Raw genomic sequence first — 18,491 nt, 5'->3', positions numbered from 1 at the left:
ATGTCAGGTAATTCATATATGTAAAACTAATGATTTTTATACTATATATAAGATATACTTATATACATAGTGTTTTCTAACTTCTAAAATTTGCTTTATGTGAATTTTGTCATGTAATTTGTGTTGGGTATAAAGATAATTTTATCTTATTATAGACTGTAGTAATTAAATTAATTGTTTTAACGTGCAATTTTTAACAGAAAAACAAAACCGTGAAATTGAAGAGTATGCTATTACTCAAGGATTAAATCTAATCGAAAATGCTTCAGATGAAATTGTTAAACTTATCTGTAATAAGTTTGATAAACAAAGTAAAGTTTTAGTAATAGCGGGTTCTGGCAATAATGGCAGTGATGGAATTGCTGCAGCTATCAAGTTATTTAGTTTAGGATATGAGGTTGATGTTTATCGAGTTTTTCCAAAAGGCAATCTAGATAATCAAAATTATTATCAAGAGTTTTTAAAGTTAAAGACTCCTTTAGATAAATTGCCGGATATTAATAATTATGATGTCGTAATCGATGGAATATTCGGTATAGGATTAGATAGAGATTTACAAGGTGATATTTTAGAACTTGTTAAAGTTATAAATCAAAATTCAAAATACACATTAGCTATAGATGTACCAAGTGGATTAGGTGCTTTTAATGCCAAAGTATATGGTGAGGCTATCCAAGCCAATGAGACAATCACATTTTTAGCTGATAAGCAAGGGCTACATACTGGCGATGGTTTAGATTATGCTGGTCAGGTAACTGTCAAAGAGCTGATTGATAATCAAAATATCAATATTACTCAATCGGAGTATCAAGTTTATAAAAATGATATTCAAGATATAAATCTTGATAATATCCTTAGGAAAAAGAAAAATACCAATAAAGGTACTTATGGAAATCTAGCTATAATAGGTGGTAATATTGGTATGAATGGAGCTTTGCAATTAGCTGGTAGAAGCTCGCTATATAGTGGCTGTGGTAAGGTCTCGATGATATCTTTAGATAAAGACTTTCGTGCCGATATGTCTATACCTGAGCTAATGACAAAATCTCTAGAAGATATTCCTAAAAATCTAAATACTTTCTCAGCTTTGGTAGTAGGTGTTGGTTTTGATACAACTGATGACTCTCAACAAGTTTTGCAGTTAATAATTGATAATTTAACTCAACCAGCAATTTTTGATGCAGATGCCCTAAATATAATCTCAACTAATCAACAAATTAGAGAAAAATTTATCCGGTTAGAAAATAAAATAATAACACCACATCCCGCAGAAGCAGCAAGACTACTTGGTTGCACTACCAAGGAAGTCCAAGATGATAGATTTGCTACAGTTAGAGCATTAGCTAAAAAGTATAACTCCACAGTAGTACTAAAAGGAGCTGGAAGCCTAATTTGTAAAGATTATGAAATTTATATAAATACTACAGGAAATCAAGGTATGGCAGTAGCAGGGCAAGGAGATGTATTATCTGGAATCATAGGAGCATTTTTAGCTCAAGGTTTAGATACTCTATCAGCAAGTAGATTAGCTGTATATATCCATGGTCTAGCTGGAGATAATCTAGCTAAAAAACTAGGTGGCTATGTTGGGATATTTTCTAGTAGAGTAGCTGAGGAAGTTTGTGAGATTTTGAATTTTTTAAATTGATTTTGGTCAGAAGTCTTGATTTAATGTTAGAAAAGATATTATTTAAATTATAGATATAATTAAAACATAGTTACCTTGAATATATAATTCAGATTATTATATTTTTTCAAAATTGAATAAGGACACTTTATGAATATCAAAATATTACCAATTGCTATTGATTTAGGTGCAAAAAATACGGGCGTTTTTAGTGCTTTTTATGATAAGGGTCTAAAGCTTGAAAACTTAAACAATAAAGCAGGCAAAGTTTATGAGTTATCAAAAGATTCTTATACTTTGTTAATGAATAACAGAACGGCTAAAAGACACCAAAGAAGAGGTATAGATAGAAAACAGTTAGTCAAAAGACTTTTTAGGCTGATCTGGAATGAAAAGCTAAATTTAGAATGGGATAAAAATACTCAACAAGCTATTAGTTTTTTGCTTAATCGTAGAGGGTTTAGTTTTTTAGAAGAGAAGCATGATGCTAGTTATTTTGAGAAATTTCCTATAGAAGCCATTGAATTACTGCCACAACAATTAAGATTAGATAAAAGTTCTGATGAAAAATATGATCTTAATAGCAAAATTTTTGAAACTCTTGAAAATGACACATTCAAAGATGTATTTGTTGAAATTGAAAATAATATAAAACAAGTAAAAAAGAATATTGTTAAAGCTAACATTATAAATATAATAAAATCAGCTATTGATGATAAAGTTTCAAAAGGAAAAATTGAGTCAACAAAGCAAAATAAATTTGATGAATTAAAGAAAGTATCTTCGTGGATTGTCGAAGATATTTTTGATTCAGAAATATTTGCTTATATAGATAATGTTGATAATTATTCAAAAAATATATTTAACTATTTAAACTCTTTATCAAATGATCAACTAGAGGCTCTAAGAAAAAGTTTAGCTACTATAGATCTCAATGAGTATAAAAATAGTGTTTGGAATTTCAATATCTCTAATTTTAACTTAGATAATGAGAAACTAATTGAGAAGTTAGAAGCAGGTGATATATCAGCACATCTACATCATCTAGGATATGCACTTCAGAATATCAAAAAAGAACTTGATGAAGGCTCTAGACACCGTAGCAAATATTTTGAAGAGGTTGCAAGTGTACTATTAGAGCAAAATCATAAAGAAGAATACCTAAGAAGCTTTTGTCAAAACTTACATGCTGGAAAATATATAAATCTAAACGTTAAAAAATTAGTAAATCTGATTGGTAATCTAAGCAACTTAGAACTAAAACCACTAAGAAAATATTTTAATGATAAAGCTCATACGCAAGCTGACTATTGGGATGAACAAAAATTTGCTCAAACTTATTGCCGTTGGATACTAGGTGAGTGGCGAGTAGGTAGCAAAGACAAAGATAAAAAAGATGGTGCTAAATATAGCTATAAAGAATTATGCAATGATTTAAAACGAGAGGTTGGTACAACTCAAAATATTAAGAGTAGTATAATAGAATTTCTAGCAGATCTAGATCCTTGCAGAACTATACCACCATATCAAGATAATAATAATCGTAAGCCACCAAAATGCCAAAGTTTGATCTTGAATCCTAAATTCTTAGATACTAAATATCCAGAATGGCAATCATGGTTAGATAAGCTAAAAAGCATACAGAGTGTTAAAGAATACTTAGCTATCTTTGAGGATGATTTAAAGGATCTAAAGACAGGTAAAGGACAACCATATTTTATAGAGACTAAAAGCTCAAATAAACAGATTGCAAGTGGTCAAAGAGACAAAAAAGACCTAGATGCTAGAGTTTTGCAGTTTATATTTGATAGAGTAAAAGCTAGCGATGACTTACTATTAAATGAAATATATTCTCAAGCAAAAAAAGTGAAGCAAAATGCTAGTTCAGAACAAGATAAACAAAAAGCTTTTAATAATCTAAAAGCAGTATTGCTAGATAGTCATTTATCAAATGAGTTAAAGCCTGAAGGACACTTCGACAAGCTCAGTGATCTGAAAAATGATATTTTTGAGCAGGGTACTTTTTTACATTTAGTTTGCAAATACTATAAACAAAGACAACGAGCGCGAGACTCTAGACTATATATCATGCCAGAGTATCGTCATGATAAAAAATTAGATAAATATAACAATACTGGCAGATTTGATGATGATAATCAGCTACTAACATACTGTAATCATAAACCAAGGCAGAAGAGATATCAGCTTCTGAATGATATAGCAGGAGTGTTGCAAGTATCTCCAAATCTATTGAAAGATAAAATTGGCTCTGATGATGAATTACAAATTATAGAGTGGTTGAAAAACTTCAAGGTTGCAAGTTATTGCAAAGCTGCTGTAGATATGCAAAAACAATATCGTGGTACACTAAAAAATGTAGCCCAAACAGCTATATTTAAACAAAGATTAGAAATTATAAAGAAAAATAAAAAAGCCAGTGATGAAGAAAAAGCACTTGTAGAAAAATATAAAAATGCAAAAGCTCTTACTTCTGATGAGAATAAGCTAGTAAAACTAGTTGAAAATATTGCCAAATCATCTCAAAAAATCGGCGAAAATCTGGGATTAGGTGATAAGCAAATAGCTAAATTCAACTCAATTTATAGTTTTGCGCAAATTCAACAAATAGCTTTTGCAGAGCGGAATGGTAACGCTAATACTTGTGCGGTGTGTAGTGCCGATAATGCTCATAGAATGCAAATTATAAGCGCATTGAGCCAGTCGAAATGCGATACTCAAACTAGTAATGTTGAGGCTTCGACAAGCTCAGCCATCTTAGATAAAACAAACATATCACATAATAAGGTCACTGAGCTTGTCGAAGTGAAAACAGATAATACTCCAAATGATTTCGACAAAGCTCAATCATCTTTGGGAGCTAAAGCCCAAAGATTACCAGCTATACCAACTAGGATAGTTGATGGAGCAGTTAAGAAAATAGCAACTATATTAGCTAGAAATATAGTTGATGATAATTGGCATAACATCAAGCAGGCTTTGTATGACAAGCAACAGTTACATATACCTATTATCACAGAGTCAAATGCTTTTGAGTTTGAGCCTAGTTTGGCAGAGATAAAAGGCACTAAGAAAAAAGATAGAATATCATCACAAGAGCTATTTGCAAAAAAAGAAAATAGAATCAAAAACTTTTCCAAAGGCATATCCGCATATAGTGATACTATTTTAGCGGATGGTGATTATGACGGATCAAAAGAAGAGCTTGACCATATAATTCCTCGCTCACATAAAAAATACGGTACTTTAAATGATGAAGCAAATTTAATTTGTGTAACTCGTGATGATAACCAAAAAAGGGGTAATAAAGCTGTATATTTGAGTGATTTAAAACCAAATTATAAGTCCAAGCAATTTGGTACTACTGATAATTCACAAATTGAAAAATATATAGCTGAAAAAATTTGGGATGCTGAAAAGCAAGATTTCAAATTTGGTAACTATCGTAGCTTTATTAATCTAACACCAGAAGAGCAGATAGCTTTTAGGCATGCTTTATTTTTAGCAGATGAAAATCCTATCAAGCAAGCAGTTATCAAGGCGATAGATAATCGCAATCGTACATTTGTAAATGGTACACAAAGATATTTTGCAGAAGTGCTAGCTAATAACATCTATCTAAGAGCAAAAAAAGAAAATTTAGATACTAACAAAATATCATTTGATTATTTTGGTGTGCCAACTACAGATAGTAGTGGGCGAGGTATTGCAGATATTCGTAAGCTATATGAAGTTATAGATAGTGATATACAAGCCTATGCAAAAGGTGATAAACCTCAAGATAGCTATTCACATTTGATAGATGCAATGTTAGCTTTTTGTGTTGCTGCAGATGAGCATAAAAATGATGGTAGCATTGGTTTAGAGATGGACAATCAAGGTGGACTATTCCCAACACCAGATAAATATGATGAAAATACTGGAGAAATTCTAAGTTGGTGCGATGATGATATCTTTAGAAAAATCAAAGTAGCAGATAGTGAGTTTGGTGAGAGTAAGTTAGCTAGGAGAAAGGCATATACCGTTGAAACTAATATTAGGCAAGAAATTCAATCTAGAGGAGATTTTAAGAAATCTATACCATATAAAATACATATTGATAGTCTTTCTGCAGAGAGATTTTTCCCATTATTACAAATATCTGAAGATAAATGGAAATATGGATTTACTCTAGATAATTCAGTTGATATACCTAAAAAAGATATTGAACTAATACAAGAGTTTTTAACCAAATCTAAAGAATATAAAGATTATACTGTATGGATTGTAAATAAAACGCAAGCTCAAGAATTTCTAATAAACATAGGCTATGTTGGAGCGGATAAACAGCAGGAAAAAATAGCTAAACTACTTGATAAGCTTAGTTATACTACTATCAAAAAAGAAATAACTAGTATCTTGGCTAAAGCAAATAAAACACCAGATACTGTAGGTGATGCTTTAGATGTAATTGATGAATTAGTATTTAAAACAGGCAAAAAAAATAAGTTAATTAACTTTGTGAAATCTGAAATATTGTTGCCCGTTTATAATGATTGGATTAAGTTAAAAAAAGCTATGCAAAAAGCTGATATGAATCAAAATCTACATGATTTCTTATCTATGTATTTTATAACCACTAACTTTAAAAATAAGCATCAAAAGGTTAGAAAGAATTTCTCTTTACCAGTTGTTTCAACAATAGGAACTATCAGAATTAGAAGAAAATCATGGGATGGTAGCGATATATATCAAGTTACAGGAGATGAAAGCCTAGCAAAATATGGTTTTGATGGGACAGTTAGACCTAAAACTATTTTATCAAGAAATTCAGTTCCTATTAAGTACTATAATGGTAAAGAAAAAGTAGTTCTTATAGAGCCATTATCGTGGATTAATTTAGATATAGACAATTTGACTGATAGCAGTATAATTAGTGCCCAAATAAAGAATAGATCTGCTGGTCAAGTTAGTATTAAAGTAGAGTTAAGCTCATTAGATAATATTTGTCTTAAAGAAGATAGTTGGTTAGGAAATATTGTATATGCTGGAGATAAAGATAAACCTAATATTATTAAAGGAGATAAATTTTATATTAAAAAAGAAGATTTCTATTGGCTTAAAGACTTCTCTTTAATGTTTGATAGTGGTAAAACTAAAGCTTCGCTGTCTATTGATAAAATTGGTAATAGCTATATTTTAGAGTTTGTTTCATCTAAAGGTAAAAAAGAAAAGCAATGGCTAAAAAATGAAACACCTAATAGTTAGTGATTACGGTATATATCTAGGTTTAGAAGCAGGACGATTAGTTGTAAAAAACAAAGAAGATAGAAAATACTTTCCACTAAATCGCCTAGCAACTGTTTCTATCGCTAAAAAAGGTATTAGCTTTTCTAGTGATTTGATAGAGCAGTTTTCTCTTAGGGGTATCAAGCTTTTCTTTTTGGATTTTAGGGGAGTAGCACACTCTATGCTAGTTGGTGCAAATCAGCACGCAGTTGTCCAAGCACGTATTAATCAATATAGGTATATTGAAACAAATGCTCTAGATATCTCAGTCAGGTTGATTGCAGCCAAGATAAAGAATCAGCGAGCAACCCTTAGCTATTTTAACAAGCATCATAAATCTGCAAACTTACAATATGCTATAGATGAGCTTAAACGAACTACACAAATTATCAAAAATGCTAAAACTCTAAATGATGTGCTAGGCTACGAAGGATATGCAGCTAATCTATATTTCTCAAGTTTAGCTAAGGATAAATTCCTAGCAGAGAGCTTTGCAAATAGAGAAGGAAGAGGCTCTCAAGAGATTGCAAATAGTATGCTAAATTTTGGCTATGCTATTTTATCTAGTTATATTCTCAATGCTGTCACAAATGCTGGTCTTGAGCCATATTTGGGCTTTTTGCATCAAAAACGCCCCGGTAAGATGTCATTAGTTCTAGATCTTATGGAAGAGTATCGAGCTTGGGTAGTAGATAGGGTTGTGATTAAGTTACGAGAGCAATATAACAATAAAAAATATATGGATACCAAGCTTAAGTCAGCTTTGATATCTCAGATACAAGCCACCATAGCGAAGAAATATATCTATAAAGGTAAGAGGCTGAAATTAGAACATATAATCCAACGACAAGTATATCGATTATCTGGTGAGTTTGCGGGGGAGCATATTTACAAGCCTTATATTTTTAAGTGGTAGAATTACAAGTTTATTGAGACAGTCGAAATTAGAAATAAGATCACCGAGCCTGTCGAGGTGCCTACATGAGGTATGCATAGTGAAAAAAGGATATGTTTATATACTGAAATGTAATGATGGTACTTTTTATACTGGAAGTACCAATAGTATTGAAACTAGAGTTTATCAACATAGTATAGGCGAAGGTTCTAATTACACAAAAAAAAGATTGCCTGTTATATTAGTTTACTTAGAAGAATTTGAGAGGGTTGATGAAGCATTTTATAGGGAAAAACAAATACAGGGGTGGAGTCATAAAAAGAAAGAAGCTCTTATTAGTGGTGATTTTGATCTATTAGTAAATTTATGTAAAAGTAGATGACTTCGTCAAGTTCAGCTATCTTGGTAAAAGGTCAGAGAGCTTGTCGAGGTGCAGGTGGATGTACAAATGATGACTTCGACATGCTCAGTCATCTTAAGATATAACTATGCAACTAAGAAAAGAATATTTAATAGCATACGATATAGAAGATAACAAAACTAGAACGACTATCTATAAACAACTTCTAGCGTATGGACTAAAAGCAGTACAAAAATCAGTATTTTGGGGCTGTATTAGTATCGCTGAACTAAATGCAGTCAAAAGAATGTTTGATAGCTCTTTAGATACATTTGATAAAGTGTTTATAGTGAGGGTCAATATGCAAGAGCAAAAGCTAGACTATAGTTTTGGTTATGAGGAAAAAACTTTCAAAGATTGGGATGAATATGGACATATTTGATAGCGATTTATCTTTGCCTATTAATCTAATTAGGCAGTGGTGTTTTTGTCCTAGAATTGTTTATTATCAAGAACTTTTAAATATTAAAACTCAAAAACCTTTATGGGTAGTTCAAGGAGAAGATTTTCACAAGAAAGTTGAACATCTTGAAAAAAGACGAAGCTTTAAAAGATACAATTTAGATAGTGCTACACGACATTTTAATCTAAGTCTAAAAAGCTTAAAATACCGTATACATGGCATAGTCGATTGGGTGTTAGAAACAGATGATCATGTATATGTAGTTGAGTATAAGACAAACCCTAATCCAAATAGTTTAGGACATAAACTACAAATAGCGGCTTATGCTTTATTAGCACAAGAATATTTTGATAAACCATCCAAAATAGCATTTTTGGCATCTGATAAAAACTCTTATGAAATAGAGATAACTCAAGATTTAATTGAAAAGCTGTATAGAGTGATTGATGATATTATAAATACACTAGATAACGGCAATAAGCCTGATTCATCGGCATCAGATCATCAATGTATACAATGCGAGTATCTTAATTTTTGTAATGATCGCTAAAATATAAAAGTTCGCCGAGTTCAGCCATCTTGTTAAAAGATCACCGAGCCTGTCGAGGTGCCAATATTGTAAAGTATAGGGAAAGCTAATCAGCAATACTCAGCTTGACTGGGTATCTCTATAATTATAAGATTCCCATTTTCATGGGAATTTCGATGTATTTATGATTAACTCATTCGCAATACCCAACTTGATTGGATATCTATCAAATCCATATTTACACAAACAAAAAAAGCCACTTATGTGGCAATTTTTGCTTTCAAATTAATCAGACGTGTCAGACAGAGGTCCGTTCAAAATACTTTTAAATGATTACAGAGCATTAAATATTTGGTACAAAATCTATTTTAGATACTTTTTCGCAAAATGTCTACTTTTTTTGACAAGTAGGGCATTTGCGAAAAAATACCAGTCAATAATTCTCCCAAAGCCTTATAAACACTAGGTTTATTTTGGCTCCAACAGTAGTATACCAAATATTCTAGCTACTGAAACTGCCAAGTAACAATAATTCATTTTCATAATCTTTACCCAACAGTAGTATACCAAATATTCTAGCTACTGAAACCAGGCAGAACAAGTAATTGAATTTCTTCCTTGAGCCAACAGTAGTATACCAAATATTCTAGCTACTGAAACGCAACCAGTCCCATAGATAACTTAGGATTTTCCATACCAACAGTAGTATACCAAATATTCTAGCTACTGAAACGCTCCACTAGCGTTTGCACCGCCAGCATGAATTGTCCAACAGTAGTATACCAAATATTCTAGCTACTGAAACACTGGTTGTATTTGATTATTTATTACTGGATAGAACCCAACAGTAGTATACCAAATATTCTAGCTACTGAAACAGGAATAAGCCTCCATCGCCAATACGTAATGAAGTGCCAACAGTAGTATACCAAATATTCTAGCTACTGAAACGATGTCGAAGAGTTCGACATTGTCGAATCAAAAAACCAACAGTAGTATACCAAATATTCTAGCTACTGAAACAGTTAGCTCCTGAATTAATTATTACTTGTCTTGAACCAACAGTAGTATACCAAATATTCTAGCTACTGAAACGTGTTGTTATGTTTTGTTTCTCTCTGTTGTATGAATCCAACAGTAGTATACCAAATATTCTAGCTACTGAAACGCGATCGTTTCAGCATCAGTCGCATTTGCTTGAATACCCAACAGTAGTATACCAAATATTCTAGCTACTGAAACCCACCACCGCCTGAGTTCCTATAATTTCTGCCAAAACCAACAGTAGTATACCAAATATTCTAGCTACTGAAACGTGATAGTGTCCTGTTGTGCGATTGCTTTTTGGAACCAACAGTAGTATACCAAATATTCTAGCTACTGAAACTCAGACAACACAGATGCTATAACAAAAGGCGATCTCCAACAGTAGTATACCAAATATTCTAGCTACTGAAACAAAAAACCTTGTACAGCACCGCCGGAATGATCACACCAACAGTAGTATACCAAATATTCTAGCTACTGAAACTGCATCTTATTCAATTCTTTTATGGCATTAATTCTGCCAACAGTAGTATACCAAATATTCTAGCTACTGAAACCTTTATCTCAGCGAATAAGCTATAACACAGCTAAACCAACAGTAGTATACCAAATATTCTAGCTACTGAAACCAACAGTTGCGATCGTTGGAATTGGTGGGGTCGTTCCAACAGTAGTATACCAAATATTCTAGCTACTGAAACTAAAAACAAACAATTAAAGATAGATGCTTTTATGCCAACAGTAGTATACCAAATATTCTAGCTACTGAAACAAAAAAATAAAAAATAATTAAAGATTGGTATTGACCCAACAGTAGTATACCAAATATTCTAGCTACTGAAACAATTTCGCCAAGTATTATCACAAACCCTTTCAATACCAACAGTAGTATACCAAATATTCTAGCTACTGAAACTCAAGGTTTCTACCTTTTTTAATTGGCTCAAATGAGCCAACAGTAGTATACCAAATATTCTAGCTACTGAAACTTTATTTCTTAGTGTTTCTTTACTTCTCAAACTCTCCAACAGTAGTATACCAAATATTCTAGCTACTGAAACCTAGGGATGTTATTGGGATCATAACTAAGTACGTTCCAACAGTAGTATACCAAATATTCTAGCTACTGAAACGACACTGTTTTTTTTGTAACAGGTTCTGTACAAGCCAACAGTAGTATACCAAATATTCTAGCTACTGAAACACTTGATTACTCGGAAGCTTTCCAATTTTTTAGTTTCCAACAGTAGTATACCAAATATTCTAGCTACTGAAACTTAGCGTGTAGCGTAGCACTTCCCACACCTAAACCCCAACAGTAGTATACCAAATATTCTAGCTACTGAAACCATCAAATCCAAATGTATGATTTTCTTCTTTTTTCCCAACAGTAGTGTACCAAATATTCTAGCTACTGAAACTGTTTAAGCATTAATACATTCAAGCTTGGTAGAAACCAACAGTAGTATACCAAATATTCTAGCTACTGAAACCCCTTTACTTGATACTATTATTAGAAATAATTCCTCCAACAGTAGTATACCAAATATTCTAGCTACTGAAACTCTAAAAATAAGTCAATAACAAGTTTTTCAAAATTCCAACAGTAGTATACCAAATATTCTAGCTACTGAAACAAAATGGAGAATCCTTTTCACTATATTTAGGAAAAACCAACAGTAGTATACCAAATATTCTAGCTACTGAAACAAAACGATGAAGATTTTTTATATGGCGATGATAACCAACAGTAGTATACCAAATATTCTAGCTACTGAAACTCAGATACTTGAGTAGCACCTACAATAGTACCATTCCAACAGTAGTATACCAAATATTCTAGCTACTGAAACTGGAAGGGCATGTTTTGCTATTCCCGTTATGTCAACCAACAGTAGTATACCAAATATTCTAGCTACTGAAACTTAATAAATTTAGGGTCTAGATAACTTTAGCTTGTCAAAAATCATTGATGGAGCTATATTTTATCTATGTTTGGAAGGTATAAAAAACGTTCGCATATTTCAGATGCTAAAATTAGAGAGATTTTGAAGTGTTTCTGCTTGGATTTAACAGCGACAAATACGAGTAAAATAACTAATGTTAGCAGAGTAACAATTAACCGCTATTTTGATAGATTTCGTAAAATAATTCTATTATCTGATGAAAAATTCTTAGCATCTACTGGAGAGTTTGAACTAGATGAGTCTTATTTTGGAGCTAAACGAGTACGAGGTAAACGTGGTCGTGGTGCAGTTGGTAAAACACCAGTATTCGGTGTTTTAAAACGCGATGAACATAATAAAGTCTACGTTTCTATTGTACCAAACTGCTCTAAAGAGTCCTTAATGCCTATAATACAAGGCAAAATACTCGAAAGCAGCACAATCTATACTGATGGCTGGAAAGCATATGATGGGCTTATTCTAAACGGTTATGATCACTATCGTATTTATCACTCTCACAATGAGTTTGCTCGTGGTAAAAACCATGTTAATGGTATAGAGTCATTTTGGTCTTTCTCTAAAAGAAGACTTGCAAAATTTAACGGATTAAGTGATGATAAGTTTGTTTTACATTTAAAAGAGTGTGAATTTAGGTGGAATAACAAAGATAATGATTTATATAAAATCATGTGTACTTTAGTAAGAAAATTTAGTGCTAAAGTTATCTAGACCCTAAATTTATAAATACTTCCCATAAATTTTGACCAACAGTAGTATACCAAATATTCTAGCTACTGAAACATTATTTGCCCCTTGTGGGCTAGGTAAAATTTAACGCCAACAGTAGTATACCAAATATTCTAGCTACTGAAACACACGCTCAAATCCTTAAGATCTAAACCAATTCTCCAACAGTAGTATACCAAATATTCTAGCTACTGAAACTTTGAGCAAAAAGAAATTTATTTAGATGTCGAACACCAACAGTAGTATACCAAATATTCTAGCTACTGAAACCCTTTGATTTGTGCAAATTGATATCTACTTTTATCCAACAGTAGTATACCAAATATTCTAGCTACTGAAACAGACATTATTAATAATTACGTTACTAATAATTTTGCCAACAGTAGTATACCAAATATTCTAGCTACTGAAACTTATTAATATCTTTTTGAGTTTTATGTTTAACTTTTATTCTCAAAACTTCTATCCAAAATCGTCAACACATCATCATGAAATCTTTCTCTTTTTTGCTGGGTGGATTTACCACAGAACAACTCAGCGAATCTACTAGTTGGCCATTCAGCATCGACATGGACAGCTCCATCAATTTTGACAAGAGTATTATCTTTTAGACTTATTATGAAGTCTTTGTAGTTATTATTGGCATTACATGCGCTTGCTGAGGCAGCTATTATATAGGTTGGGCAATTTATATTCTTGGCGGCTTGAGAGCCAAGATTGCCTACATCTACAGGGTCTAATCCTATCCAAAGCTTGACCCTAGTATTCTCTGATGTCGCTATCAAAGTAGCTAATCCTCCAGCAGAGAAACCAACCAAAGCAAGATCATTATTTATAATGCTCTTATAATCGCTATTGCTATAGATATAGTTTATTAGCTCAGATATAAACTCAGCATTATTACTATGATTAGCCCAAAATGGTAGATTAGGTACTACTACAAAATATCCATGATCTGCAAGGAAACTCCCCCAACCAGACATATTATCTTTTGATCTTGAGAAACCATGTACTACGATAACTACTGGTAAACTTCGATTAGATTTTTGATAAAAAATATCGTAGTTGGAGCCAGCAATATTTAGAGAAATATTAGCCGTTTCTTTGATAATTTTAGATGAGTTTTTGCTATTTTGAGCATTTGACATACTAAAAGTAAAAACTGTTGTAAATATAGAAAATAAAACGAAACTAAGAAAAAACTTAGTTTTTAGCATGAGATTTAATTAAGAATCAATTTCGATATCGCTAAACTGTATGTCCATAACGTTATTTTGAGCATCAACTACTTCTACATAAGTTATAGTTTCACCACCTTTTAGAGTTACTTCTTTAAGAGCTTTTGATAGTAATTCAGTCTTAGGAGTTAGTACTAATGTCCAATTATCTGTAGTACCGCTGAATTTAGTATTGAAATTATCGTAGATTACTTTTGAGTCACCCTCTAATACAGACAAGAATATCTTAGTGAATGAGAACACCATTGGGCTATCTTCTTCACCAAATACAGATTTTGGACTATCTGCAGTCTTAATTGTGATAGTATCTTTTGTTGCTTTTAGAGAAGATTTAAACGGTTTCTCTTGGTTCCACTCTAAACCATCTTTCTTAGATAGCTCAAATTCACCAGATGCAAGAATAGGCTTATCTAAACCTTGAATTTTGCGTGATTGGATGAAGTGACCAGAGTAGTTATCATTTTTAACTAGCTGTTCTTCTACTTTAGCAAAGTCTGCTGAAGGGGCAGCATAAACTAATCCACTAACTAATATACTTGTAGCAATCGCGACTTTCTTTAACATTTCATTTCTCCTGTATAATTTTCATAAATTTAGTTTTAAACTAAGTATTATTAATATTACATATATAACCTTAATATACTAGACTTATAGATAAGTAAATTATAAAAATTAACAAATATTAATAATCTTATTCGTATCTGAATAGATGCTTATAGTAATTCTCAGCTTAAATTAAAAAGGTGTAATATCGTGGAAAACATCATCTACAATTTGAAAAGGAAGTTTTAATATACAACTATTTAAACTGATGCAACATATAGCAATTGAGCAAGCAAATAAAACTTTTTTTAATTTCATAACTTATTATTGATATATTAAATTTTCTATATATATTATAGTACTAAAAATTACTTTTCTAGAGATGTTTTTTATTTGTTATAATATTTCATAATACCTAGATAGGCAACTATAGTGAAACATCAACTTAAATGGATGGCATGGGAGACAACTAGACGTTGTAATCTTAAATGCGTGCATTGTCGTTCATCTTCAGAATGTGAAGTAGTAGGACATCCAGATTTCTCTACTGAGGAAGGCTTTAGAATCATTGATAATATAGTGGAATTTGCTAACCCTGTATTGGTACTCTCTGGAGGAGAGCCACTTTTGCGAGCAGATATTTTTGAGCTAGCAAAATATGGTGCTAATAAAGGTTTACGTATGGCACTAGCAACTAATGGTTCATTAGTTACTGATGAGATTTGTGAAAAAATCAAAAATTCAGGGATAAGTATAGTATCTTTGAGTATAGATGGTGCTACAGCTGAGACACATGATGATTTTAGAAGCCAAAAAGGCGCCTTTGAAGCAACTGTAAATGCTGCGAAAGTATTTAAAAAACATGGTATACCATTCTTGATAAATTCATCATTTACCAAACGCAATCAACATGAAATCAAAGATGTTTATAAACTAGCAAAATCTCTTGAAGCTACGGCATGGTATCTATTTATGATAGTGCCAACAGGGCGTGGCGAAGAGCTTATGCAAGAGTTAATAGATGTCGATGATTATCAAGAAATCCTAAATTGGCACTATGATATGGAAGCTGATGAGCAAGATATGCTTGTGCGTCCAACTTGTGCGCCACACTATTATCGCATTAGATTTGAGCGTAATAAGGAAGATAATGCAAAAGTTCGATCACGAGCTCTTAGCTTTGGTACTGGTGGTGGCAAAGGTTGCATAGCTGGTCAAAGTATTTGTTTGCTAGATGTTGATGGTAACGTTTACCCATGTAGCTATTTACCTGTGAGTGCAGGTAATGTCAAAGAGAAATCATTTGCAGATATTTGGCAAAATAGTGATGTGATGCATGATATGCGTGATTTTAGTGTTTATGAAGGTAAATGTGGTTCATGTGAATTTATCAAAATTTGCGGAGGTTGTAGAGCTAGAGCTTATAATATCCATGGTAGCTATTTAGCAGAAGAGCCATTTTGTAATCATATGCCAATTAAGCTGAAACAATCAGAAAACAACAAAAATAAATAAGTCATTAAAGCCAAGTATCGCAAATAAATCTTGAAGTTACTGTCTTTCTAAACCAACAACAGCTGACATATCTATGATCTGTTTGATTTCATTCGGAGATGTTACTTTTAGCCCAGAATCTTGCTCAGCTGGCGGGATAGCATAGAAGTTCATCGCATTTAGATCATAAGTAACATAACCGTTATCTATATTCATAGCATAAACTCCTACAGGACCTGTGCCTTGATATACAGCATTATCTTTATATGCTACAGTTAGATTCTTGAGGTCTTTAATAGTTGTCCATAGTGTCATAGATTTCTCATAAGGTGGTACAGAAGCATTGGCAATAATTGATGCTGCATGAAATATAGCTTCTCTATTAGATTTTGGCTCAAGCATCAGTTCAGATAATATATAAGATCTAACAAATCTTGCAGCTGCACTAAAATCTCCAGGTAGTCCAACTAATTGAGCTACTTCTGGACGAGAGCTTGAAATTGTATCAGCATAATTAATAACTCTATCACTAAATTTAGGATTACTATTATTTACTAATGGCTGTAGTAGTGATTTATATTCTTCAATATTGCTTAGATGCCATTCGTAAGTAGGTGCATTAGTTAAGACATTACCAGCATTTTTATGAATGTACATTTTACCGTCAATAAACTCTATCACAGCACTGTTGCCATTAGCATCTCTTAGACACATGTGAAGAGGAATATTTTTTATATATATGCCATCTTTTAACTTTACAGCACTATTCACTATCTGATACTCAGATATTAATTTAAGAGCATCAGCTACATCTTTTGCCATAGCTAACAAAAAATTACCTAACTCATACACCGCTAGTGCAGGCCTATTATCATTATCATCATAACTTGGATATACCGTACCATCTAAATACAAGATACTATATGAAAAGCCTTGAGTGTTTAAACCATCTGTTACATAACTCTCAAATCCTAATCTACAAAAGTAACCATATTTTGAAGTCCACTTAGCGATTCTGCTTTCAGGAATTTTATCAGCATCTATTACAACATCTGTTACATTTTCAATACCGACATAACCCCAACCATTTTTAAAGGCAATATTTATTGGAAAATCCATAGATCTTGCTTCGATTTTGTATTGATTTTTATTTATAAAAACATTAGTACACATATTAATCTTACCTTTCAAATTTCATTGCTGGTGCTATACTTACAATATTAATACTACATTATTTTGGAATATAAGAGAATGACTCAACAGTTTAATAAGATTGTTTTATACAGAATGGTAACACCAGAAAAAACTTGTCCGTATGGTTTAAAAGCAAAAGCGTTATTTGAAGAAAAGGGTTGGTGTTTTGAAGACCATATTTTAAAAACTAGAGCTGAAACAGATGCTTTTAAACATAAGTATAATTTAGAAACTACACCTTTAATATTTATTGATGATAAACAGATTGGTGGTTATAGTGATTTGCTTGAGTTCTTAGGTCAGAAATGAATCAGCAGTTAAAATACTTTGTTTTGTCAACTAAGGTATTACCTGAACATATCGATCCAAATAATCATCTTAATAATATTGTCTATCTTCAATGGATGCAGGATGTGGCTATTGAGCATGTCAAGGCTAATAAGGTTTTTGACTTAACGGAGTCTCAAGGACTTACATGGTTTGCTAAGAAGCATACTATAGAGTATCTATCGCAAGGATTTTTAGGTGATGATATCGCTGTAGTTACGTGGGTAGAGAGTATTACTAAAATTTCTACATTTAGAAAATATCATATTTATAGAAAGTCAGATAAAGCTCTACTGTGTAAAGCAGATACTCTGTGGGTAATGATAAATGCTCAGAAGGGCAGACCTGCAAAAATCCCAACAGAACTGGTTGAAATATTTGATAAGTATAATGATTTCGAGATTGATAATATTGAGAGCTTAATTTAAAGTAAGGTTCTAAATTATTTTTTATTATTTTTAATAACCTCAACTGGACCGTGATCATCACAATGATTACCATGACGATGATGTAATCTACCATCAACAATATAGTCTATGTGATCACCATGTGGTACTGCTTCATGACCACAATCCGGACCATGTACGTGATCACAGCATTCATCTTTGATTGGTTTACATTCATCAGGATTCTTAGTTGTGACATCTAGAGTGTGTTCATCGTAATGCCCATTATGTTCATGATGAAGGTGACCATCGTGTAGATAGTCGTAATGATCGCCATGTTTGATTCTTGTATGACCACAGTTATCTTGGTGTTTATGTTCGTGGTTTTGATGTGTTTTACATTTGCTCATGGCACTTCTCCTCTTTAGT

Annotated in this window: 14 protein-coding genes and 2 CRISPR repeat arrays; of the genes, 10 read left to right on the top strand and 4 right to left on the bottom strand. The window is 32.2% G+C overall.

Annotated features, from left to right (window positions below; translation table 11 throughout):
• Window positions 1-184: 184 nt before the first annotated feature.
• The 7 genes from IMS64_RS04935 (at window position 185) to IMS64_RS04905 (ending at window position 12,862) form a co-directional block, all read left to right on the top strand.
• A complete protein-coding gene (locus IMS64_RS04935; RefSeq protein WP_211490027.1) occupies window positions 185-1,648 on the top strand; it encodes an NAD(P)H-hydrate dehydratase in 1,464 nt (487 codons plus the stop codon).
• A 129-nt stretch (window positions 1,649-1,777) separates the two neighbouring features.
• A complete protein-coding gene (cas9, locus tag IMS64_RS04930) occupies window positions 1,778-6,892 on the top strand; it encodes a type II-B CRISPR-associated RNA-guided endonuclease Cas9/Csx12 (protein ID WP_211490026.1) in 5,115 nt (1,704 codons plus the stop codon).
• Window positions 6,873-7,829 (top strand): type II CRISPR-associated endonuclease Cas1, encoded by a 957-nt coding sequence (gene cas1, locus IMS64_RS04925; protein ID WP_211490025.1) that lies wholly within the window; start codon window positions 6,873-6,875, stop codon window positions 7,827-7,829. Before cas9 ends, cas1 begins: the two co-directional genes overlap by 20 nt.
• A gap of 79 nt (window positions 7,830-7,908) precedes the next feature.
• Window positions 7,909-8,190, top strand: coding sequence for a GIY-YIG nuclease family protein (locus IMS64_RS04920; RefSeq protein WP_211490024.1), 282 nt, complete (start codon window positions 7,909-7,911; stop codon window positions 8,188-8,190).
• Window positions 8,191-8,296: 106 nt separating this feature from the next.
• Window positions 8,297-8,590: a CRISPR-associated endonuclease Cas2 gene (cas2, locus tag IMS64_RS04915; RefSeq protein ID WP_211490023.1), complete on the top strand. Its 294-nt coding sequence runs from the start codon at window positions 8,297-8,299 to the stop codon at window positions 8,588-8,590.
• Window positions 8,577-9,161, top strand: coding sequence for a CRISPR-associated protein Cas4 (gene cas4 / locus IMS64_RS04910; RefSeq protein ID WP_211491095.1), 585 nt, complete (start codon window positions 8,577-8,579; stop codon window positions 9,159-9,161). Before cas2 ends, cas4 begins: the two co-directional genes overlap by 14 nt.
• A 458-nt stretch (window positions 9,162-9,619) precedes the next feature.
• A CRISPR array of direct repeats spans window positions 9,620-12,112; the repeat unit is 37 nt; unit sequence CCAACAGTAGTATACCAAATATTCTAGCTACTGAAAC.
• A gap of 66 nt (window positions 12,113-12,178) precedes the next feature.
• The gene (locus tag IMS64_RS04905; protein ID WP_200404587.1) at window positions 12,179-12,862 is read left to right on the top strand and encodes an IS1595 family transposase; all 684 of its coding nucleotides are present in this window, start codon (window positions 12,179-12,181) and stop codon (window positions 12,860-12,862) included.
• Window positions 12,863-12,896: 34 nt separating this feature from the next.
• Window positions 12,897-13,293: a CRISPR direct-repeat array (repeat unit 37 nt; unit sequence CCAACAGTAGTATACCAAATATTCTAGCTACTGAAAC).
• Between the two features lie 27 nt (window positions 13,294-13,320).
• Here the strand turns inward: IMS64_RS04905 and IMS64_RS04900 are convergent.
• Window positions 13,321-14,028 carry a dienelactone hydrolase family protein gene (locus IMS64_RS04900; protein ID WP_244972885.1) on the bottom strand — a complete coding sequence of 236 codons (708 nt, stop codon included), beginning with the start codon at window positions 14,026-14,028 and terminating at the stop codon, window positions 13,321-13,323.
• 78 nt (window positions 14,029-14,106) lie between these two features.
• Window positions 14,107-14,682 carry a LolA family protein gene (locus tag IMS64_RS04895; RefSeq protein ID WP_035735605.1) on the bottom strand — a complete coding sequence of 192 codons (576 nt, stop codon included), beginning with the start codon at window positions 14,680-14,682 and terminating at the stop codon, window positions 14,107-14,109.
• Between the two features lie 411 nt (window positions 14,683-15,093).
• Here IMS64_RS04895 and IMS64_RS04890 point away from each other — a divergent pair, with 411 nt between their 5' ends.
• A complete protein-coding gene (locus tag IMS64_RS04890) occupies window positions 15,094-16,176 on the top strand; it encodes a radical SAM/SPASM domain-containing protein (protein ID WP_211490021.1) in 1,083 nt (360 codons plus the stop codon).
• Window positions 16,177-16,212: 36 nt separating this feature from the next.
• Here IMS64_RS04890 and IMS64_RS04885 read toward each other — a convergent pair whose 3' ends face one another.
• Window positions 16,213-17,328: a linear amide C-N hydrolase gene (locus IMS64_RS04885; protein ID WP_211490020.1), complete on the bottom strand. Its 1,116-nt coding sequence runs from the start codon at window positions 17,326-17,328 to the stop codon at window positions 16,213-16,215.
• Between the two features lie 78 nt (window positions 17,329-17,406).
• Here IMS64_RS04885 and IMS64_RS04880 point away from each other — a divergent pair, with 78 nt between their 5' ends.
• Both IMS64_RS04880 and IMS64_RS04875 read left to right on the top strand, forming a co-directional pair.
• Entirely contained in the window at window positions 17,407-17,658 is a 252-nt protein-coding gene (locus tag IMS64_RS04880) for a glutaredoxin domain-containing protein (protein ID WP_042518253.1), read from the top strand.
• Window positions 17,655-18,104, top strand: a complete 450-nt coding sequence (locus IMS64_RS04875) for an acyl-CoA thioesterase (protein ID WP_004287666.1) — start codon at window positions 17,655-17,657, stop codon at window positions 18,102-18,104. Before IMS64_RS04880 ends, IMS64_RS04875 begins: the two co-directional genes overlap by 4 nt.
• 14 nt (window positions 18,105-18,118) lie before the next feature.
• Here the strand turns inward: IMS64_RS04875 and IMS64_RS04870 are convergent, their stop codons facing one another.
• Complete coding sequence (locus IMS64_RS04870) at window positions 18,119-18,472, bottom strand: hypothetical protein (protein WP_088821276.1); 354 nt, start codon at window positions 18,470-18,472, stop codon at window positions 18,119-18,121.
• Window positions 18,473-18,491 lie beyond the last annotated feature (19 nt).

Origin of the sequence: Francisella philomiragia (genome assembly GCF_018135955.1) — a bacterium.
Classification (GTDB): Bacteria; Pseudomonadota; Gammaproteobacteria; order Francisellales; family Francisellaceae; genus Francisella; species Francisella philomiragia.
Note: the sequence above shows the minus strand (reverse complement) of the source record. Positions and strands in the feature narration are given on the sequence as shown.